Here is a 20,011-nt window from a genome sequence, read left to right on the forward strand (position 1 = left end):
GCGATCAGTCCAGGCCCGCCGCGTGCAGCGTGTACGCCGTCATCGGCTCGTAGAAGCGCGGGTCCACGACGTGGTCGTCCAGGGGGATCGTGACCTGCATCGTGCCCTCCGCCTCGCCGATGAACAGCGCGGGGTCGTTGCAGTCGGCGTAGCCCACGGAGTCGACGCCCCGCTGGCCCGCCCGGCCGGCCCAGCCGTGGTCCGCGACCACCAGGTCCGGCCGGCCGTCCTCGCCGAGCGCGTCGAGGATGGCGTTCATCGGCTCCGGGGAGTGGGTGTGCCACAGGCTCGCGCCGCGCTCGAAGACGGCGACGTCGGCGAACTGCACGACGTACCCCTCGTCGGCGACGAGCCCGCCGGGGATCTTCACGATGTCGCAGCCCTGGGCGCGCAGCGCGGCGGCGATCCGGCTGTGGACGTCGATGAGCGCGCCCGGGTGCCCGGTCGCGAAGAGGACCCGCTCCCGGCCGGCGGCGGCCTTGCGCAGGCGGGCGGCCATCCGGTCGAGGCCGTCGACGGTCAGCTCCGGGTCGATGGTGTCCTGCCCGGTCCGGTGCGCCGGGTCGTCGACCACGCCGCACCGCTCGGCCATGACGGCGAGCACGTCCTGCTCGTCGGTCCAGCGGTCACCGAGCTCGAGGCCGAGCCAGTAGTGCCGGTCTCCGTTGGCGAGCTTGCGGTAGTGGGAGAGGTTGTTGTCGCGCGGGGTGGCGACGTCTCCCGCGATCCGGGTGCGGACGAGGTGCTCGACGAGGGCGGGGCGGCTGAGTATCGGCATGGGCTCATTCTGTCCGAGCGCCGGAGGCGATGGGCAACCCGTTCCGCCCCGTGGACCCCGCGGCTATCCGGCCAGCGCCCCGAAGGCCCCGTGCGCCAGCTTCCGCAGCAGGTCCTCCATGGGGCGGCGGCCGAGCGCGGCCAGGTGCGGGGTCGAGTTGAGCAGGCCGAAGACGGCGTGGACGGCGGTACGGGCCTCCGACTCGCCCGCGTCGGGGTACAGCTCGCGCACGACAGCGACCCAGAGCTCGACGTACTGCCGCTGGAGCTGCCGGACCCGCTTGCGGTCCTCGTCCTTGAGCCGGTCGAGCTCGCGGTCGTGGAGGGTGATCAGCGGCCGGTCGTCGAGGGCGAAGTCGATGTGCCCGTCGATGAGGGACCCGAGGAGGACGTCCGGATCCCCGCCGGCCTCGGCCACGCGCAGCTGCCCGCCGGACAGCAGCCGTGCGCTGATGCCCACCAGGAGCTCGGCGAGCATCGCGTCCTTCCCCGGGAAGTGGCGGTAGAGGCCAGGACCGCTGATGCCGACGGCGGCCCCTATCTCGTCCACACCGACGCCGTGGAAGCCGCGCTCGGCGAAGAGGCGGGCGGCCTCCTTGAGGATCTGCTCGCGGCGGGTCGGCGCGTCGACCCGCGCCGGGGCCGTCGGGGACGCGGAGGTGGTGGGGCTCGTGGGGGTCGCCGGCGTGGTGGTCATGGATTCGATTCTAGACAACCCGGTTAGCGGTCGTTAACCTGGGCGCCATACGTTAACGCTCATTAACCGAGCAAGGGAGCTCGAGGGATGCAGCAGGCACCTGTGCTGACGAGCGCGGCGGATCCCGCGTCCGCGGCCTGGCAGGCCAACGAGGCGGCCCATCACGAGCTGGCGGCGACCCTGCGCGCCAAGCTCGCGGCGGCCGCCCTGGGCGGCGGTGAGAAGTCCAGGGCCCGGCACACCGCGCGCGGCAAGCTGCTGCCGCGGGACCGGGTGGACACGCTCCTCGACCCGGGCTCGCCCTTCCTGGAGCTGGCCCCGCTCGCGGCGCACGGCATGTACGGCGACCAGGCCCCGGCGGCCGGCGTCATCGCGGGCATCGGCCGGGTCAGCGGCCGCGAGTGCGTGATCGTCGCCAACGACGCGACCGTCAAGGGCGGCACGTACTACCCGATGACCGTGAAGAAGCACCTGCGGGCCCAGGAGGTGGCGCTGGAGAATCGTCTCCCCTGCCTCTACCTGGTCGACTCGGGTGGCGCCTTCCTGCCGATGCAGGACGAGGTCTTCCCGGACCGGGAGCACTTCGGCCGGATCTTCTACAACCAGGCCCGGATGTCCGGCGCCGGGATCCCGCAGATCGCCGCGGTCATGGGCTCCTGCACGGCCGGCGGCGCGTACGTCCCGGCGATGAGCGACGAGGCCGTGATCGTGCGGAACCAGGGCACGATCTTCCTCGGCGGTCCGCCGCTGGTGAAGGCGGCCACCGGTGAGGTCGTCACGGCCGAGGAGCTCGGCGGCGGCGAGGTCCACTCCCGGATCTCCGGCGTCACCGACCACCTCGCCGAGGACGACGCGCACGCCCTGCGGATCGTCCGGAACATCGTGGCGACCCTCCCCGAGCGGGGCCCGCTGCCCTGGTCGGTCGAGCCGGTGGAGGAGCCGAAGGCCGACCCGTACGGCCTGTACGGCGCGGTGCCGGTGGACTCCCGCACCCCGTACGACGTGCGCGAGGTGATCGCCCGGGTGGTGGACGGCTCCCGCTTCCAGGAGTTCAAGTCCGAGTACGGGCAGACGCTCGTCACCGGATTCGCCCGGATCCACGGCCACCCGGTCGGCATCGTCGCCAACAACGGCATCCTGTTCGCCGAGTCCGCCCAGAAGGGCGCGCACTTCATCGAGCTGTGCGACCAGCGCGGGATCCCGCTCGTCTTCCTCCAGAACATCACCGGCTTCATGGTCGGCAAGGCGTACGAGCACGGCGGCATCGCGAAGCACGGCGCCAAGATGGTGACGGCCGTGGCCACCACCCGGGTGCCCAAGCTCACCGTGGTCGTCGGCGGTTCGTACGGCGCGGGCAACTACTCGATGTGCGGCCGGGCGTACTCCCCCCGCTTCCTGTGGATGTGGCCCAACGCCAAGATCTCGGTCATGGGCGGCGAGCAGGCCGCCTCGGTCCTCGCGACGGTCAAGCGCGACCAGCTCGGCGACGCGTGGAGCGCCGAGGACGAGGAGGCCTTCAAGGCCCCGATCCGCGAGCAGTACGAGACGCAGGGCAGCGCCTACTACGCGACCGCCCGGCTCTGGGACGACGGGGTCATCGACCCGACGGAGACCCGGCAGGTCCTCGGCCTCGCCCTGACCGCCTGTGCCAACGCGCCCCTGGGTGACCCCCAGTTCGGCGTCTTCCGGATGTGAGGGGCCCCCAGGAGATGCAGAGCATGTTCGACACCGTGCTCGTCGCCAACCGCGGCGAGATCGCCGTCCGCGTCATCCGCACCCTGCGGCAGCTGGGCGTGCGCTCGGTCGCCGTGTACAGCGACGCGGACGCCGACGCCCTGCACGTGCGGGAGGCGGACCTCGCGGTACGGATCGGTCCGCCGCCGGCGGCCGAGTCCTACCTGTCCGTGCCGGCGCTGCTCGACGCGGCCCGGCGGACCGGGGCGCAGGCGGTCCACCCCGGCTACGGCTTCCTCGCGGAGAACGCGGGCTTCGCGCGCGCCTGCGCCGAGGCCGGGCTCGTCTTCATCGGGCCCTCCGCCGAGGCGATCGCCCTCATGGGCGACAAGATCCGGGCGAAGGAGACCGTGAAGGCCGCGGGCGTGCCCGTGGTCCCCGGCGCGGCCGACCCCGAGCTCGCGGAGGCGGCCCGTGAGCTGGGCGCGCCCGTCCTGCTGAAGCCCAGCGCCGGCGGCGGCGGCAAGGGCATGCGGCTGGTGCGGGACCTGTCGGTCCTGGACGAGGAGATCGCGGCGGCCCGCCGGGAGGCGCGGGCGTCCTTCGGCGACGACACGCTGCTCGTGGAGCGGTGGATCGACCGGCCCCGGCACATCGAGATCCAGGTCTTGGCCGACACCCACGGGAACGTGGTGCACCTCGGCGAGCGCGAGTGCTCGCTCCAGCGGCGCCACCAGAAGATCATCGAGGAGGCGCCGAGCGTCCTCCTCGACGCGGAGACCCGCGCGGCGATGGGCGCGGCGGCCGTGGAGGCCGCCCGGTCCTGCGGCTATGTCGGCGCGGGCACGGTCGAGTTCATCGTGCCGGGCGGTGACCCGTCCGCGTACTGCTTCATGGAGATGAACACCCGGCTCCAGGTCGAGCACCCCGTGACCGAGCTGATCACGGGACTCGACCTGGTGGAGTGGCAGCTGCGGGTCGCCGCGGGAGAGCCGCTGGGGTTCGCGCAGGAGGACGTCCGGCTGGACGGCTGGGCGGTCGAGGCCCGCATCTGCGCCGAGGACCCCGCGCGCGGTTTCCTGCCCTCGGGCGGCACGGTCCTCGCGCTGAGCGAGCCGCGCGGCGACGGGGTGCGGACCGACTCGGGCCTGGTCGAGGGCAGCGAGGTCTCCTCCCTCTACGACCCGATGCTGTCGAAGGTCATCGTGCACGCGGCCGACCGGCCGGCGGCGCTGCGGAAGCTGCGCGCGGCCCTCGGCGGCCTGGTCACGCTGGGCGTCCCCACCAACGCGGGCTTCCTGCGGAGGCTGCTCGCCCATCCGGACGTCGTCTCGGGCGAGCTGGACACGGGGCTGGTGGAGCGGGACGCGGACGCGCTGGTCGACGCGACGGTCCCGGAGGAGGTGTACGCGGCGGCGGCGCTGCTGCGTCACTTCCCGCGTACCGCCGGCTCCGCCGGGGGGTGGGTCGACCCGTTCGGGTCCCGTGACGGCTGGCGTCTGGGCGGCACCCCGGCCTGGACCCCGCACCACTTCCGCGTGCCCGGCCACGAGCCGGTGCGCGTCGGCGTGCGCGGTACGGCCGGGAGCGCCGAGCTGCTGCGGGACGGCGCTCCCGCCGTCCCCGGCAGGCTGGCGGAGCGGGGCGGGCCCGGGGAGATCGCCCTCGACCTCGGCGGCGTCACCCACCGCTTCACCGTCGTCTCCTCCCCCGAGGGGCTCTGGCTCGGGCGGGACGGGGACTCCTGGCACGTGCTCGACCACGATCCCGTCGAGGCCGCCCTCTCCGGGGCCCGGCACGGCGGGGCCGACACGCTCGCGGCGCCCATGCCGGGGACGGTGACCGTCGTGAAGGTGGCCGTCGGGGACGAGGTGGAGGCCGGACAGAGCCTGCTGGTGGTCGAGGCGATGAAGATGGAGCACGTCATCTCCGCCCCGCACGCCGGCACCGTCACCGAGCTGGACGTCACGCCCGGCAGCACGGTCGCCATGGACCAGATCCTGGCCGTGGTGAAGCCCCGCGACGAGGAGGACGCATGACCACCGGGCTGCCCATGACCGTCCCCGACCCGGCGCTGCCCGCCCGGGTCCGGATCCACGAGGTCGGCGCGCGGGACGGGCTGCAGAACGAGAAGACGGCCGTCCCGACCGGGGTGAAGGCCGAGTTCGTGCGGCGGCTGGCGGCCGCGGGGCTGTCGACGATCGAGGCGACGAGCTTCGTGCACCCCAAGTGGGTGCCGCAGCTCGCCGACGCGGAGGAGCTGTTCCCGCGGGTCCGCGGCCTCCCCGTCCGGCTCCCGGTGCTGGTGCCGAACGAGCGGGGTCTCGACCGGGCGCTCGCCCTCGGGGCCCGTGAGGTCGCCGTGTTCGCCTCGGCGACCGAGTCCTTCGCGAAGGCCAATCTGAACCGGACCGTCGACGAGGCGCTCGCGATGTTCGCGCCGACCGTCACCCGGGCCATAGAGGCCGGGCTGAGGGTGCGCGGCTATCTGTCGATGTGCTTCGGCGACCCCTGGGAGGGCACCGTCCCCGTCGAGCAGGTCGTCCGGGTCACGAAGGCCCTCGCCGACATGGGCTGCGACGAGCTGAGCCTCGGCGACACCATCGGGGTGGCGACCCCGGGGCACGTCCAGGCGCTGCTGACGGCCCTGGGCGAGGGCGGCGTCCCCGTCTCCCGTCTCGCCGTGCACTTCCACGACACCTACGGACAGGCCCTGTCCAACACCCTGGCGGCGCTGCGCCTCGGGGTGACCACCGTCGACGCCTCCGCCGGCGGCCTCGGCGGCTGCCCGTACGCGAAGAGCGCGACGGGCAATCTCGCCACCGAGGACCTCGTGTGGATGCTCGACGGCCTCGGCATCGAGACCGGGGTCGATCTGGCCGCCCTCACCGCCACGAGCGTGTGGATGGCCGAACAGCTGGGCCGGCCCAGCCCCTCCCGTACCGTCCGCGCCCTCTCCCACAAGGAGTGACGAAAACCATGTCCCTCGACCACCGGCTCTCCGCAGAGCACGAGGAACTCCGCCGTACCGTCGAGGCGTTCGCCCACGACGTCGTGGCGCCGAAGATCGGCGACCTGTACGAGCGGCACGAGTTCCCGTACGAGATCGTCCGCGAGATGGGCCGCATGGGCCTGTTCGGGCTGCCGTTCCCCGAGGAGTACGGCGGCATGGGCGGCGACTACCTGGCGCTCGGGATCGCCCTGGAGGAGCTGGCCCGGGTCGACTCCTCGGTGGCCATCACCCTGGAGGCGGGCGTCTCGCTGGGCGCGATGCCGGTCTTCCGGTTCGGTACGGAGGAGCAGAAGCGGGAGTGGCTGCCGCGGCTGTGCGCCGGCGAGGTGCTGGGGGCCTTCGGTCTGACCGAGCCGGGGGCGGGCAGTGACGCCGGCGGCACCCGTACGACCGCCGTCCGGGACGGCGACGAGTGGGTCATCAACGGCTCGAAGTGCTTCATCACGAACTCCGGTACGGACATCACGGGTCTGGTGACGGTCACGGCGGTCACCGGCCGCAAGCCCGACGGGCGTCCGCTGATCTCCTCGATCATCGTGCCGTCCGGCACTCCGGGCTTCACGGTCGCGGCGCCGTACTCGAAGGTCGGCTGGAACGCCTCGGACACGCGTGAGCTCTCCTTCGCCGACGTCCGCGTCCCGGTGGGGAACCTGCTCGGCGAGGAGGGCCGGGGGTACGCGCAGTTCCTGCGGATCCTGGACGAGGGCCGGGTCGCGATCGCGGCGCTCGCGACGGGCCTCGCGCAGGGCTGTGTGGACGAGTCGGTGAAGTACGCGCAGGAACGTCACGCCTTCGGCTCGCCGATCAGCACCTACCAGGCCGTCCAGTTCAAGATCGCCGACATGGAGACGAAGGCGCACATGGCCCGGATCGGGTGGCGGGACGCGGCCTCCCGTCTCGTCCTGGGCGAGCCGTTCAAGAAGGAGGCGGCGATCGCCAAGCTGTACTCCTCCACGGTGGCGGTGGACAACGCCCGCGAGGCGACCCAGATCCACGGCGGCTACGGCTTCATGAACGAGTACCCGGTGGCCCGGATGTGGCGCGACTCGAAGATCCTGGAGATCGGCGAGGGCACCAGCGAGGTCCAGCGGATGCTGATCGCGCGGGAGTTGGGCCTCCCGGCCTGATCCGGTCGATGTGACGGATCGAGCCCGTCGTCCTCCGGGGCGGCGGGCTCCGCCGTGTCCCGGTGCGGTTTGATGAGGTGCACGCGCTCGACGGGGCCGTCGGCCCCGCGCCCGAAGGCGGGATCCACCCGCCGGAGAAGAGGGCCCCGCCGAGCCGTCCGCACCCGCGCCCTGTTCGAGACCGCCGTCGGAGCCGCGCCATGAACCCCGTCGCACACCTCACCCCCGAGCGCTGGGCCGCCGCGAACCGCGCCCTGATCCGCAAGGGCCTCGCCGAGTTCGCCCACGAGCGGCTGCTCGCGCCCCAGGAGCTGGGCGACAGCCGCTACCAGGTCCTCAGCGACGACGGCGGCACCGAGTACCGCTTCACCGCGGACCGCTTCGCGCTCGACCACTGGCAGGTCTACCCGGACTCGATCAGCCGCCACCGGGACGGCGAGCAGCTCCCGCTGGACGCGCTCCGGTTCATCGTCGAGCTGCGCGGCGCCCTCGGCCTGAGCGACGAGGTCCTGCCGGTCTACCTGGAGGAGATCTCCTCCACCCTGGCCGGTGCGGCCTACAAGGCGTCCAAGCCGCCCGTCACCTCCGCCGAGCTGGCCCGCGCCGGTTTCCAGGAGATCGAGACCGGGATGACCGAGGGCCACCCCTGCTTCGTCGCCAACAACGGACGGCTGGGCTTCGGCGTCGACGCCTACCGGGCGTACGCGCCCGAGGCGGCGAGCGGGATCCGGCTCGTCTGGCTGGCCGCGCACCGGGACCGGGCCACCTTCACGGCGGGCGCGGGCATCGAGTACGAGAGCTTCGTCCGGGCGGAGCTGGGGGAGGCGACGGTCGGCGCCTTCGCCGCGGCCCTCGCCGCGCGGGGCCTGGACCCGGCCGACTACCTCCTCGTGCCGGCCCACCCCTGGCAGTGGTGGAACAAGCTGTCCGTGGCCTTCGCCGCCGAGGTGGCGCAGCAACGCCTGGTGTATCTGGGCGAGGGCGACGACACCTATCTGGCGCAGCAGTCGATCCGTACCCTCTTCAACACCTCGGATCCGGCGAAGCACTACGTCAAGACGGCCCTTTCGATCCTCAACATGGGCTTCGTGCGGGGCCTTTCGGCCGCGTACGCGGAGGCGACCCCGGCGATCAACGACTGGCTGCACGGCCTGGTCGAGGCGGACCGGACCCTGAAGGCGGCCCGTTTCTCGATCGTCCGCGAGCGGGCGGCGGTCGGCTACCGGCACCTGGAGTACGAGGCCGCCACCGACCGCTACTCCCCCTACCGCAGGATGCTGGCCGCGCTCTGGCGCGAGTCCCCGGTGCCGGGCCTCGCCGAGGGCGAGCGCCTGGCGACGATGGCCTCGCTGCTCCACGTGGACCACGCGGGCGCGTCCTTCGCGGGCGCGCTGGTCGGGGCGTCGGGCCTGGAGCCGGGGGTGTGGCTGCGCCGCTACCTGGACGCGTACCTCCTCCCGGTCCTGCACTGCTTCTACGCCTACGGCCTGGTCTACATGCCGCACGGGGAGAACGTGGTCCTGGTCCTGGACGGGCGGGGCGCGGTCGACCGGGTGGTCTTCAAGGACATCGCCGAGGAGATCTGTGTGCTGGATCCGTCGGCGGTCCTGCCGCCGGAGGTGGAGCGCGTCCGCGCCGAGGTCCCGGAGGACCGCAGGCTCCTCCCGGTCCTCACGGACGTCTTCGACTGCTTCTTCCGCTTCCTGGGCGCGACCCTGGCGGCGGAGGGCGTGCTGGCGGAGGACGACTTCTGGCGGACGGTGGCGGCGTGCGTGCGGGGCTACCAGGAGGCGAGACCGGAGCTGTCGGACCGCTTCGCGCGCTACGACCTCTTCGCGGAGACCTTCGCCCTGTCGGCGCTGAACCGCCTCCAGCTCCGCGACAACCGGCAGATGGTCGACCTGGCGGACCCGTCGGCGGCGACCCAGCTGGTCGGCGAGCTGGTGAACCCGATCGCCCGGTTCGCCTGACCTCACGGGACGGCCGAGTGCCCCGGCCGGGGCGGCTGCTCCGGCCGGGGCCTCGGCGCGCCTTCTAGGCCGCGGGCCAGGGCACCTCGGGCGAGCGGTACCAGCTGATGCCCAGCGCGTCGAAGCGCGGGGCCTGTTCGGCGAGGCGGACCTTGTACGCGTCCCAGTCGTGGGTCGACTGCGGGGACCAGCCCAGCTCCGCCACGCCCGGCAGGCGCGGGAAGGCCATGACGTCGAGGTCGCCGGTGGAGGCGAGCGTCTCGGTCCACAGCGGGGCCTCGACGCCCTTGACGGCGCTCTCCGGGGCGCCGGGGAGGTAGGTGGCCGGGTTCCAGTCGTAGGAGCGGCGCACCTCGACGTATCCGGCCCAGGCCAGGCCGAGCGGGGTGTCCTTCGTGTACTTCATGTCGAGGTAGGTGCGGTCGGCGGGCGAGAGGATCAGGCCGGTGCCGTTGCGGGCGGCGGCCGCGACCCGCTCCTTCTCCGCGGCGGGGGTGCGGTCGAGGCCCCAGTACTGGACGAGGGCGCCCTTCGCGGGGGTGGCGCCGGTGAGCTGGTGCCAGCCGACGACGGTCTTGCCGTACCGGGCGACGACCGGCTGCACCTTGTCCATGAAGGTCACGTAGTCCGCGTGGCTGGTGGAGTGGGCCTCGTCGCCGCCGATGTGGAGGTAGCGGCCGGGGGTGAGGGCGGCGATCTCCCGTACGACGTCGTCGACGAAGTCGTAGGTGACGGGCTTGGGCACGCACAGGGAGCTGAAGCCGACCTTGGTGCCGGTGTAGAGGGGCGGGGCGACGCCGTCGCAGGTCAGGTCGGCGTAGGAGGCGAGCGCGGCGTTGGTGTGGCCGGGCATATCGATCTCGGGGATCACCTCCTGGTAGCGGGAGGCCGCGTACTCGACGATCTCCCGGTACTGCGCCTTGGTGTAGAAGCCGCCGGGGCCGGCGCCGACCTCGGTGGAGCCGCCGTGGGTGGTGAGCCGGGGCCAGGAGTCGATGGCGATGCGCCAGCCCTGGTCGTCGGAGAGGTGCAGGTGGAGGGTGTTGACCTTGTAGAGGGCGAGCTGGTCGATGTACCGCTTCACCTCGTCGACGGTGAAGAAGTGGCGGGCGACGTCGAGCATGGCGCCCCGGTAGGCGTAGCGGGGGGTGTCGACGACGGTGCCGCCGGCGATCTTCCAGGGTCCGGGCTGGACGCTCTTGCGCTCGACGGCGGCGGGCAGCTGCTGGCGCAGGGTCTGGACGCCGCGGAAGAGGCCGGCGGGTGCGCGGGCGGTGAGGGTGAGGCCCCCGGGGCCGGAGCTGAGGCGGTAGCCCTCGCCGCCGAGGCCGGTCTCGCCGGGGTCGAGGCGGAGGCGGATGCCGCGCCCGGCGGCCGCGTCGTCGACGACGGGCAGCGGGAAGCCGGTGGCGGGGCGGAGGAGTCCGGCGAGGTAGCGGCCGATGGCCCGGGACTCCACGGAGTCCTCGTCGATGCCGATGCGGGTGGCGGCGGTGAGGGTGTAGGGCTCGCCGCCGGGGGCGACGGAGGCGGGTACGGGCACGATCCGGCCGAGCGGGCGGACCTCGGGTTCGGCCGCGGCCCTGCCGGGCGCTTTGGAGTCGACGCCGTCGCCGTCGGCGGCGGCCTCGCCGCAGCCGACTCCGGCGGTCGCGAACAGGAGCAGGGATCCGATCAGGCGCGGAATCGTTCGACGCTGTCTCACAGGCGGGGTCCCCTTCGGGTGATCGACACGTCCGTCGTTCTGTATATCCCCTCGACCACCCTGCGTACCGCTCCCCCTCCTCGGGGTCAAGGTCTGGACCAAGTGGCCGTTTCATCGTGTCGATCATGGCCGCCCTGCCCGAAATCGGGCAGGATTCTTGCGGTGGGCGCGGATGACCCCGCAGTATGCACGGGTGCTCGAACGCCGCCCGTCGCACGACGACCTCATCGACCACCTGGTCCGCAGCACCGCGCTCCAGCGCGGTGAGGCCGCCCGGGTGGTGCTCGACGTGCTGGCGTACTTCGACGAGTCGACCGAGGCGTTCGTCCGCCGCCGCCACCGCGAGTTGCAGTCCGGCGGCGCCGTGAACGCCGAGATCTTCGAACGGATCGCGGCGGAGCTGCCGCACCGGGCGGTGGCACCGCCGGAGCTCTCGCTCCGGCAGCTGCGCCGCATCGTCTACGGCTGAGCGGCAGTCATCACCAACCTGGAGGGGTTACACCTTTATGTGCGGAATTGTCGGTTACATCGGTAAGCGCGACGTGGCTCCGCTGCTCCTGGAGGGCCTGGCCCGCCTGGAGTACCGCGGCTACGACTCGGCCGGCATGGTCATCACCAGCCCGAAGGCCGCCGGCCTGAAGATGGTGAAGGCCAAGGGCCGTGTCCGCGACCTGGAGGCCAAGGTCCCCAAGCGCTTCACCGGCACCACCGGCATCGCCCACACCCGCTGGGCCACGCACGGCGCCCCGAGCGACATCAACTCGCACCCGCACCTCGACCCCGAGAACAAGGTCGCGGTCGTCCACAACGGCATCGTGGACAACGCCCAGGAGCTCCGCGCCAAGCTGGAGGCCGACGGCGTCGTCTTCGCCTCCGAGACGGACACCGAGGTCATCACCCACCTCGTCGCCCGCTCCCAGGCCGAGACGCTGGAGGAGAAGGTCCGCGAGGCGCTCAAGGTCATCGAGGGCACCTACGGCATCGCCGTGATGCACGCCGACTTCAACGACCGCATCGTGGTGGCCCGCAACGGCTCGCCGGTCATCCTCGGCATCGGCGAGAAGGAGATGCTCGTCGCCTCCGACGTCGCCGCCCTGATCGCCCACACCCGCCAGGTCGTCACCCTCGACGACGGCGAGATGGCCACGCTCAAGGCCGACGACTTCCGCACCTACACGACCTCGGGCGCGACCACCACCGCCACCCCCGAGACCGTCGAGTGGGAGGCCGCCTCCTACGACATGGGCGGCCACGACACGTTCATGCACAAGGAGATCTCCGAGCAGCCCGACGCGGTCGACCGCGTGCTGCGCGGCCGGATCGACGACCGCTTCTCCACCGTGCACCTGGGCGGCCTGAACCTGGACCCGCGCGAGGCCCGCACCATCCGCCGCATCAAGATCCTCGGCTGCGGCACCTCGTACCACGCCGGTCTGATCGGCGCCGGGCTCATCGAGTCGATGGCCCGGATCCCCGCCGACGCCGAGCCGGCCTCGGAGTTCCGCTACCGCAACCCGGTCGTGGACCCCGACACCCTCTACATCGCCGTCTCCCAGTCCGGTGAGACCTACGACGTGCTCGCCGCCGTCCAGGAGCTCAAGCGGAAGGGCGCCCGCGTCCTCGGCGTCGTCAACGTCGTCGGCTCGGCCATCGCCCGCGAGGCCGACGGCGGCGTGTACGTCCACGCCGGCCCCGAGGTCTGCGTCGTCTCCACCAAGTGCTTCACCAACACGGTCACCGCCTTCGCGCTGCTCGCCCTGCACCTGGGCCGCATCCGCGACCTGTCCGTCACCGACGGCAAGCGGATCATCGAGGGCCTGCGCAAGCTGCCCGCGCAGATCCAGGAGATCCTGGAGACCGAGGACGAGATCAAGAAGATCGCCGCGGAGTACGCCGGCGCCCAGTCGATGATGTTCATCGGCCGTGTGCGCGGCTACCCGGTCGCCCTGGAGGCCTCCCTCAAGCTGAAGGAGATCTCCTACATCCACGCCGAGGCGTACCCGGCCTCCGAGCTGAAGCACGGCCCGCTCGCCCTCATCGAGCCGGCCCTGCCGACCGTCGCTATCGTCCCCGACGACGACCTGCTGGAGAAGAACCGCGCCGCCCTGGAGGAGATCAAGGCCCGCAGCGGCCGCATCCTCGCCGTCGCGCACCAGCCGCAGGCGAAGGCCGACCACACCATCGTCGTCCCGAAGAACGAGGACGAGCTGGACCCGATCCTCATGGGCATCCCGCTCCAGCTCCTCGCCTACCACACGGCGCTCGCCATGGGCCGTGACATCGACAAGCCGCGCAACCTGGCGAAGTCCGTCACCGTCGAGTAGGCCCCACCCCCAGCCGTCGCGGCCGAGGCGCGCGTCCGGGCCTGTCCCCCGGGCGCCGCGCTCCTCCGGGCCTGTCCCCCGGAACCTCGGCCGGACACATGGCGGTCCCCGTGCACACCTCCCGTGCACGGGGACCGCCGTCTTTCCGGGTGGATCAGCCCGCGGCCGGCGCGCTGCCGCCCGCCGAGCGGCGCACCGCCGTCGGCCAGCCGGCGACCGCGGCCGTGGCGCCGTACCAGGCGGCGAGGCCCGCGACGGCGGCCACCCAGCCGCCCGCCTCGGCGAGCCCGCCGTTGTCGGCGAGGGCGCCGATGCCGAGCAGCACCAGCGCGACGAACAGCAGCCCGTACACGCCCTGACCGAAGAGTCCGCTGCCCGCGGCCGCCACGGTCAGGGTGAGCGCGAGGAGCGCCCACAGGAGCAGGAAGAGCCCCATGGCCTCGGCCGAGGCGTGCCCGCCGGCGCCGCTGCCCCAGGTGAACCAGAAGGCGCCGAGCGCCGCGTACGCCGTGCCCTCGCCCCGGTCGCCCGCGCGCAGGGCGAGCAGTCCGACGAGGAAGAGCGTCACGCCGCCGACCCAGGTGGCGAGACCCGCGGCATCCGCTGCCGCGACGTTGTCGATGACACCGGTTCCGCCCAGGCCGAAGGCCAGCAGGGTCAGTCCGAGTGCCAGGTGTCCGAGCGTGGAGGTGGTGTTTCCCGCGGCGACCTCGTTGTCCACGGCGGGCTCCCTTCAGGTGTGCAGTTGTCCTGCGTGAGCTGCTTGTTCCGGTGACCTTTATGTACCCTTCACAAGCGCACAAATCACCTGAGGAAGGCCGAATTTATGGCCGAATGACGGCAGTTGGGCCGGAGACCTGACGGGGCGCACGGAAGAGGGGTGCGCCCGGGGGCGTTACGGGATGACGATCACGGGCCGCTGGGCGCGGCGCGCGAGGCGGCCGGCGACCGAGCCGAAGATCCGGCCGACGATCCCGTGCGTGGAGCCGACCACGATCGCGTCGGCCGAGTACTCCCGGCCGACCTCCTCCAGCTCGTGGCAGATGTCCCCGCCGCGCTCCACCAGGATCCACGGCACCTCGGCGAGGTGCTCGGCGCAGGCCAGCTCCAGACCGAGGACCTCGGTGCGGTGGTCGGGCACGTCGACGAAGACCGGGGGCTCGCAGCCGGCCCACACCGTGGTGGGCAGCCGGTTGGCGACGTGCACGATGATCAGGCCCGATGCGGAGCGGCGGGCCATGCCGATGGCGTACGCGAGGGCGCGCTCACTGGACATGGAGCCGTCGAAGCCGACGACCACCCCGTGCCGGAAGGCCGGGTCGCAGGCATGACGTGGCTGTTCGACCGCGAGGGGGTCGACCGTGGAGTCGGCGACGCGCTTGCGGTCCGCGGGTTCGGGGAATTCGTGACCGGCCATCGGTGTCTCGGCGAAGAGGGTCCTCGTGGGAAGGGACGGGGAAAGGGGGGACGAACGACGGGTGGCGGCGGAGCTGTGTCCGGGAATCATCTTCCCAAGCCCATACCCCCAAGGGTACGGCGACACTCCTCTCCTGCCCAGAGCCCGCCGTGCCACACCCGGCGTGCCCGCCGCTCGCGCACGGCGTTCCAGGGAGCATGCACGAGGGATTCGGGATCTGGCAATGCCGGATGTGCCCTACAGGCGTCCGTACGGGGGCCAAACGGACGTCGCCGAGAGTGACCGGAACGTTCCGTTCCTCGTTCCCCACAGGTCCGGCCCACCAACGCAGGGAGACCGCCCGTGCCCGCACGACCGCCCGCCGCCGGCCCGACCCCCACCGTCTCCGTCCCCTCCCTCGGCGCGCCCCGCGGCCGTCGCCGGACCCCCGCGCTCCCCCCGCCCCCGGCCGCCGGCGCGGCCCCGGAGCCGGGGACGGCGGCGGGCGCGGACGCGGCGGACGAGGCCGGCGACGTCGTCCGCTGGGCGGCCTTCTGCTGCGTGCTGGTCCCCGTGGTGCTCGTCGCCTACGGCGCCTCGCTCGGCGGGGCCGCCGGGACCGCGCTGGGACTCGTCTCCGTGACGGCGGCCTGCCGGCTGCTGCTGCGCCGCTCGGAGCGCGGGCTGCGCGCGGAGGCGGTCCGGCCGCGGCGCCGGAACTAGGGCGTGTCGTCACACTCCCGTCGTCGCCCGGAGGGCGGCCCCGCGGCGTCTGGTGCGTGCTCTCGGTGCGCCGGGTGGAAGCACGCGTACTGGACGTACTCGGCTTTCGCCCGGTGCGGCGAGAGCGCGTGCCAGGCGTCGCGGGGCAGACGGGAGTGTGACGACACGCCCTAGTCGCGAAGGGGGCGTCGGGTCGCCCCGCCCCTCTTCGAGTTGACAGGTTCGCACACCCGACCCCATACGTTTTCAGCCAACTTCCGGCCATCGGCGCGTCCTTGGCGGAACGGTTGGCCAACCCCGGCGCCGGAGGCCTCGGAAGCCCTGTTCCAGGGGCCCGCACCCCCCGCGTACGGGGACGTTCGTCACGCCGCGCCCCTCCCCGGGGGGCTCCGGGCGCGCGACTTCGCGATCGATCGCTTCACGCCAAGTTGCCTTGTCGACAATCCACCGGATGGAGAACTTGTCACGCCGGCGCCACGGGACACAGTAGATTCGATCATGGGTACCGAAGACTGGGGTCTCGTGCAAAACCGAGGGGAAACGTGCAGGAGCGACACGACCAGGGAGACGCGAACACCGAGGGGGGCTTAGCGTCATGAGCCAGGACTCCGCCGCACCGGAGGTCGCACGGAAGCTGTCCGGGCGCCGCCGTCGCGAAGTCGTCGCGGTGCTGCTGTTCAGCGGCGGCCCCATCTTCGAGAGCTCCATCCCGCTCTCCGTGTTCGGCATCGACCGGCAGGACGCCGGAGTGCCCCGCTACCGGCTGCTCGTCTGCGCCGGCGAGGAGGGCCCGCTGCGGACCACCGGTGGGCTCGAACTCACCGCGCCGTACGGCCTGGAGGCCATCGGCCGGGCGGGCACCGTCGTCGTCCCGGCCTGGCGGTCGATCACCTCGCCGCCGCCACCGGAGGCGCTCGACGCGCTGCGCCGCGCACACGAGGAGGGGGCCAGGATCGTCGGGCTGTGCACCGGGGCGTTCGTCCTGGCCGCGGCCGGACTGCTCGACGGCCGCCCGGCGACGACGCACTGGATGTACGCGCCGACGCTCGCCAAGCGCTACCCGTCGGTCCACGTGGACCCCCGGGAGCTCTTCGTCGACGACGGGGACGTGCTGACCTCCGCCGGCACCGCGGCCGGAATCGATCTGTGTCTGCACATCGTGCGGACCGACCACGGCACGGAGGCCGCGGGCGCGCTGGCGCGCCGGCTGGTCGTCCCGCCGCGGCGCAGCGGCGGTCAGGAGCGCTACCTCGACAGGTCTTTACCCGAGGAGATCGGCGCCGACCCGCTGGCCGAGGTCGTCGCCTGGGCGCTGGAGCACCTCCACGAGCAGTTCGACGTGGAGACGCTCGCCGCGCGCGCCTACATGTCACGGCGGACCTTCGACCGCCGGTTCCGCTCGCTGACGGGCTCCGCCCCGCTCCAGTGGCTGATCACCCAGCGGGTGCTACAGGCGCAGCGGCTGCTCGAGACCTCCGACTACTCGGTCGACGAGGTCGCGGGCCGCTGCGGCTTCCGGTCCCCGGTGGCGCTGCGCGGCCACTTCCGGCGGCAGCTGGGCTCCTCGCCGGCCGCCTACCGGGCGGCGTACCGTGCCCGGCGTCCGCAGGGCGAGACGGGCACGGCCGTGCTCGAAACGGCCGCGGTTCCGGCGCAGGGCCCCGCGGGGCTCCGCAGGCCGCCGGAGCCGGGCAAGCCGCAGTCGGACGCGTACGCGCCGGGCCGCCCGGCCCTGCCGGGCCAGCGCACCGCGCCGTAAGGACCGCCGCCGCCACAAGCGGCGCGACGCAGGAACGAAGGGCCCCCGGGGACACCTCCCCCGGGGGCCCTTCGCCGCGCCGAGGAGGCGCCCCCGTCCGAGACCGGGAGCCCCGGCTCCGGCCCGCCCTCTGGGGCGGGACGCTGATCACGTCTTAGGGTAGGACGCATGAACGATCGCATGGTGTGGATCGACTGCGAGATGACCGGGCTCTCGCTGACGGACGACGCACTCATCGAGGTGGCCGCACTGGTCACCGACTCGGAACTGAACGTGCTCGGCGAAGGGGTGGACATCGTGATCCGCCCGCCGGACGCGGCCCTGGAGACCATGCCCGAGATCGTGCGCCAGATGCACACGACCTCGGGGCTGCTCGACGCGCTCGCCGGCGGCACCACGCTCGCCGACGCGGAGGCCCAGGTCCTCGCGTACATCCGCGAGCACGTCAAGGAGCCGGGCAAGGCGCCGCTGTGCGGCAACTCGGTCTCCACGGACCGCGGCTTCCTCGCGCGCGACATGCCCGCCCTGGAGAGCCATCTGCACTACCGGATCGTCGATGTCTCCTCGGTCAAGGAGCTGGCCCGCCGCTGGTACCCGAGGGCGTACTTCAACAGTCCGGAGAAGAACGGCAACCACCGGGCGCTCGCCGACATCCGCGAGTCCATCGCCGAGCTGCGCTACTACCGCGAGGCCGTCTTCGTCCCGCAGCCCGGCCCCGACTCGGAGACGGCGAAGCGGATCGCCGCCCGCCACGTCGTACCCGCCGAATAACCGATCGAACGGGGCCGCTCGCGCCCGCCGCGGAATGCGTGCGCGAGCACCCCTCGGAACCCTGTAGACTTCTTCTCGGCCGGTCAGGGAAACCTTCGGGAAAACCGCCGGGCATGGTGGGTATAGCTCAGCTGGCAGAGCACCTGGTTGTGGTCCAGGATGTCGCGGGTTCAAGTCCCGTTACTCACCCTGACGACTGAGGCCCCGGTTCGAATGAACCGGGGCCTCAGTCGTTCCCGCGTGCGCGGACTCCCCGGGAGCGCTCCCCGCGCCAGGACACGCTCACCCGTACGGGCGAGGCATGGATCCACTCCCCCTCTCGCCCTGTTAGCTTCCCCCTATGTCCTATATCTCCAGAATTACCCCTTCCGGGGTGGGGTGAGGCCGCGTGGGAGTCCTCCGTGACCACCCCGAATTCGCCCTCTTCCTCTGCCTCTCGGCGGGCTACCTGCTCGGCAAGCTGCGGGTCGGCCCCATCACCCTCGGCGGGATCTGCGGGACGCTGATCGTCTCGCTCCTCGTCGGGGCCTGGACGAAGGTCACCGTCTCCGACGACGTGAAGACGATCTTCTTCGCGCTCTTCATCTTCTCGCTGGGCTACCTGGCGGGCCCCCAGTTCATCAACAACCTCAACAGGAAGAGCCTGCGCTACTTCGCCCTCTGTCTCATCGAGGTCGTCTGCGTCGTCGGCATCGCCCTCGGACTCGCCGAGGCCTTCGACCTCGACGTCGGCACCGCCGCGGGCATCCTCGCCGGGGCCGCCACCGAGTCCGCGGTCGTCGGCACCGCCACCGAGGCCATCGGGGAGCTGTCCGGCCTGACCCAGCAGCAGATCACCCAGTACCAGGGGCACGTCGCCACCGCGTACACCGTCTGCTACCTCTTCGGCCTCGTCACCATCGTCATCTACACCAGCCAGATCATGCCGATGCTGATGCGGATCAACCTCCGCGACGCCTCCCGCGAGCTCTGGGAGAGGATGCGTGGCACCGGCGGCGGCCTGGAGTCCGACGAGCGCGAGGCGCTCCCCGGACTGGTCGGCCGGACCTTCCTGGTCACGCTCGCCGACGGAGCCACCGTCTCCGAGCTGGAGCGGCGCAGCGGCAGCCGCGTCACCGTCGAGGCCGTGAAGCGGGGCAGCGAGATCCTCACCGCTCCCGAGCCGGACTTCGAGCTGACCCTCTCCGACCTCGTCCTCATCGTGGGCCGGAGGGCCAACATCATCGAGGCCGGGCGGCTCGTCGGCCCCGAGACCCCGGCGATCCCCGGCCTCGACACCCCGCTCGCCACCACCCAGGTCTCCCTGACCGACAAGACGGCGGACGGCAAGTCGCTCGACACCCTCACCCGGGAGCACCCGGAGTTCGCCTCCGGCGGGGTGTACGTGACGGAGGTCCTGCGCAGTGAGCAGCCCCTGCCGGCGACCCCGGAGACGGTCGTGCACCGGGGGGACGTGCTCACCCTCGTCGGCGCCCGCTCCGGCCTCGGGAGGCTGGCGGCGAAGGTCGGCGCGACCGTGAAGAACGACGCCACCGACTTCATCTACCTGGGCCTCGGCATCGCCTGCGGTTCGCTGCTCGGGCAGGTCGTCGTGACCTTCGGCGACGTCCCGATGTCCCTCGGCACCGGCGGCGGCTGCCTGATCTCCGGGCTGCTCTTCGGCTGGTTCCGCTCGCGCACCCAGACCTTCGGCGCCTTCCCGCCGCAGGCCGCGACCACGCTCAAGGACATGGGCCTCGCGATCTTCATCGCCTGCACCGGCCTGGTGTCGGGACCGCAGGCCTGGCCGCTGCTCAAGGAGTACGGGGCGCTGCTGCCGTTCGCGGGGATCGCGATGGTCCTCGTCCCGGCGACGATCTCGCTGGTCGTCGGGCGGAAGTTCCTGAAGATCGACAAGCCGCTGCTCATCGGCGCCATCGCGGGCCAGCAGTGCTCGACCCCGGCGATCACCTCGGTGACGCAGGTCGCGCAGAGCTCGGTCCCGATGCTCGGCTACACCGTGACGTACACGCTCTCCAACTTCCTGCTCCCGCTGACCGGGCCCCTGCTCGTCGGCATCCTGGGAGCGTGAGGAG

The 20,011-nt window shown here is 72.4% G+C and carries 16 protein-coding genes and 1 tRNA gene; 12 read left to right on the plus strand and 5 right to left on the minus strand.

What is annotated here, in order from left to right; all coding sequences use genetic code 11:
• Positions 1 to 4: 4 nt before the first annotated feature.
• Together ACFYXU_RS11580 and ACFYXU_RS11585 are read right to left on the minus strand one after the other, a co-directional pair.
• Positions 5 to 778: a phosphatase gene (locus ACFYXU_RS11580; protein WP_329850944.1), complete on the minus strand. Its 774-nt coding sequence runs from the start codon at positions 776 to 778 to the stop codon at positions 5 to 7.
• Positions 779 to 841: 63 nt separating this feature from the next.
• The gene (locus ACFYXU_RS11585) at positions 842 to 1,474 is read right to left on the minus strand and encodes a TetR/AcrR family transcriptional regulator (protein ID WP_376508062.1); all 633 of its coding nucleotides are present in this window, start codon (positions 1,472 to 1,474) and stop codon (positions 842 to 844) included.
• Positions 1,475 to 1,561: 87 nt separating this feature from the next.
• On the opposite strand from ACFYXU_RS11585, the gene ACFYXU_RS11590 reads away from it, so the two are divergent.
• The 5 genes from ACFYXU_RS11590 (at position 1,562) to ACFYXU_RS11610 (ending at position 9,258) form a co-directional block, all read left to right on the plus strand.
• The gene (locus ACFYXU_RS11590; protein WP_376508061.1) at positions 1,562 to 3,169 is read left to right on the plus strand and encodes a carboxyl transferase domain-containing protein; all 1,608 of its coding nucleotides are present in this window, start codon (positions 1,562 to 1,564) and stop codon (positions 3,167 to 3,169) included.
• Positions 3,170 to 3,192: 23 nt separating this feature from the next.
• Positions 3,193 to 5,187, plus strand: a complete 1,995-nt coding sequence (locus ACFYXU_RS11595) for a biotin carboxylase N-terminal domain-containing protein (protein ID WP_389457443.1) — start codon at positions 3,193 to 3,195, stop codon at positions 5,185 to 5,187.
• A complete protein-coding gene (locus ACFYXU_RS11600) occupies positions 5,184 to 6,119 on the plus strand; it encodes a hydroxymethylglutaryl-CoA lyase (RefSeq protein ID WP_389457445.1) in 936 nt (311 codons plus the stop codon). Before ACFYXU_RS11595 ends, ACFYXU_RS11600 begins: the two co-directional genes overlap by 4 nt.
• 8 nt (positions 6,120 to 6,127) lie before the next feature.
• The gene (locus ACFYXU_RS11605; protein WP_329850949.1) at positions 6,128 to 7,288 is read left to right on the plus strand and encodes an acyl-CoA dehydrogenase family protein; all 1,161 of its coding nucleotides are present in this window, start codon (positions 6,128 to 6,130) and stop codon (positions 7,286 to 7,288) included.
• 200 nt (positions 7,289 to 7,488) lie between these two features.
• A complete protein-coding gene (locus ACFYXU_RS11610) occupies positions 7,489 to 9,258 on the plus strand; it encodes an IucA/IucC family protein (RefSeq protein ID WP_389457447.1) in 1,770 nt (589 codons plus the stop codon).
• 64 nt (positions 9,259 to 9,322) lie between these two features.
• On the opposite strand, the gene ACFYXU_RS11615 is transcribed toward ACFYXU_RS11610, so the two are convergent.
• Positions 9,323 to 10,963: a beta-N-acetylhexosaminidase gene (locus ACFYXU_RS11615; RefSeq protein ID WP_389457449.1), complete on the minus strand. Its 1,641-nt coding sequence runs from the start codon at positions 10,961 to 10,963 to the stop codon at positions 9,323 to 9,325.
• A gap of 193 nt (positions 10,964 to 11,156) precedes the next feature.
• Between ACFYXU_RS11615 and ACFYXU_RS11620 the strand changes: the two genes are divergently transcribed.
• Positions 11,157 to 11,432: a hypothetical protein gene (locus ACFYXU_RS11620; RefSeq protein ID WP_329850954.1), complete on the plus strand. Its 276-nt coding sequence runs from the start codon at positions 11,157 to 11,159 to the stop codon at positions 11,430 to 11,432.
• A gap of 37 nt (positions 11,433 to 11,469) precedes the next feature.
• On the plus strand, positions 11,470 to 13,287 hold the full coding sequence (glmS, locus tag ACFYXU_RS11625) for a glutamine--fructose-6-phosphate transaminase (isomerizing) (RefSeq protein ID WP_376508056.1): 1,818 nt from the start codon (positions 11,470 to 11,472) through the stop codon (positions 13,285 to 13,287).
• Positions 13,288 to 13,441: 154 nt separating this feature from the next.
• Here glmS and ACFYXU_RS11630 read toward each other — a convergent pair whose 3' ends face one another.
• The gene (locus ACFYXU_RS11630) at positions 13,442 to 14,008 is read right to left on the minus strand and encodes a GPR1/FUN34/YaaH family transporter (RefSeq protein WP_329850958.1); all 567 of its coding nucleotides are present in this window, start codon (positions 14,006 to 14,008) and stop codon (positions 13,442 to 13,444) included.
• 174 nt (positions 14,009 to 14,182) lie between these two features.
• Positions 14,183 to 14,704 carry a universal stress protein gene (locus ACFYXU_RS11635; RefSeq protein WP_376508055.1) on the minus strand — a complete coding sequence of 174 codons (522 nt, stop codon included), beginning with the start codon at positions 14,702 to 14,704 and terminating at the stop codon, positions 14,183 to 14,185.
• A 342-nt stretch (positions 14,705 to 15,046) separates the two neighbouring features.
• On the opposite strand from ACFYXU_RS11635, the gene ACFYXU_RS11640 reads away from it, so the two are divergent.
• The 5 genes from ACFYXU_RS11640 to aspT all read left to right on the plus strand — a co-directional run bounded on the left by ACFYXU_RS11640 (position 15,047) and on the right by aspT (position 20,007).
• Entirely contained in the window at positions 15,047 to 15,406 is a 360-nt protein-coding gene (locus ACFYXU_RS11640; protein WP_376508054.1) for a hypothetical protein, read from the plus strand.
• 595 nt (positions 15,407 to 16,001) lie between these two features.
• Entirely contained in the window at positions 16,002 to 17,165 is a 1,164-nt protein-coding gene (locus ACFYXU_RS11645) for a helix-turn-helix domain-containing protein (RefSeq protein WP_376508053.1), read from the plus strand.
• 168 nt (positions 17,166 to 17,333) lie between these two features.
• Positions 17,334 to 17,936: an oligoribonuclease gene (orn, locus tag ACFYXU_RS11650; RefSeq protein WP_361393462.1), complete on the plus strand. Its 603-nt coding sequence runs from the start codon at positions 17,334 to 17,336 to the stop codon at positions 17,934 to 17,936.
• 116 nt (positions 17,937 to 18,052) lie between these two features.
• Positions 18,053 to 18,125: transfer RNA gene (locus tag ACFYXU_RS11655), tRNA-His, on the plus strand.
• A 199-nt stretch (positions 18,126 to 18,324) separates the two neighbouring features.
• Entirely contained in the window at positions 18,325 to 20,007 is a 1,683-nt protein-coding gene (aspT, locus tag ACFYXU_RS11660) for an aspartate-alanine antiporter (protein WP_376508051.1), read from the plus strand.
• Positions 20,008 to 20,011: the final 4 nt, after the last annotated feature.

The sequence above is a fragment of the Streptomyces sp. NPDC002232 genome (genome assembly GCF_042890295.1).
In the GTDB taxonomy this organism is placed as follows: Bacteria; Actinomycetota; Actinomycetes; order Streptomycetales; family Streptomycetaceae; genus Streptomyces.

Excerpts from the sequence above, each read along its gene's own strand:
- ACFYXU_RS11600 (WP_389457445.1), top strand. The coding sequence starts at position 5,184 with ATGACCACCGGGCTGCCCATGACCGTCCCCGACCCGGCGCTGCCCGCC.
- ACFYXU_RS11605 (WP_329850949.1), top strand. The coding sequence starts at position 6,128 with ATGTCCCTCGACCACCGGCTCTCCGCAGAGCACGAGGAACTCCGCCGT.
- ACFYXU_RS11645 (WP_376508053.1), top strand. The coding sequence starts at position 16,002 with ATGAGCCAGGACTCCGCCGCACCGGAGGTCGCACGGAAGCTGTCCGGG.
- ACFYXU_RS11590 (WP_376508061.1), top strand. The coding sequence starts at position 1,562 with ATGCAGCAGGCACCTGTGCTGACGAGCGCGGCGGATCCCGCGTCCGCG.
- orn (WP_361393462.1), top strand. The coding sequence starts at position 17,334 with ATGAACGATCGCATGGTGTGGATCGACTGCGAGATGACCGGGCTCTCG.
- glmS (WP_376508056.1), top strand. The coding sequence starts at position 11,470 with ATGTGCGGAATTGTCGGTTACATCGGTAAGCGCGACGTGGCTCCGCTG.
- ACFYXU_RS11635 (WP_376508055.1), bottom strand. The coding sequence starts at position 14,704 with ATGGCCGGTCACGAATTCCCCGAACCCGCGGACCGCAAGCGCGTCGCC.
- ACFYXU_RS11610 (WP_389457447.1), top strand. The coding sequence starts at position 7,489 with ATGAACCCCGTCGCACACCTCACCCCCGAGCGCTGGGCCGCCGCGAAC.
- ACFYXU_RS11580 (WP_329850944.1), bottom strand. The coding sequence starts at position 778 with ATGCCGATACTCAGCCGCCCCGCCCTCGTCGAGCACCTCGTCCGCACC.
- ACFYXU_RS11595 (WP_389457443.1), top strand. The coding sequence starts at position 3,193 with ATGTTCGACACCGTGCTCGTCGCCAACCGCGGCGAGATCGCCGTCCGC.
- ACFYXU_RS11585 (WP_376508062.1), bottom strand. The coding sequence starts at position 1,474 with ATGACCACCACGCCGGCGACCCCCACGAGCCCCACCACCTCCGCGTCC.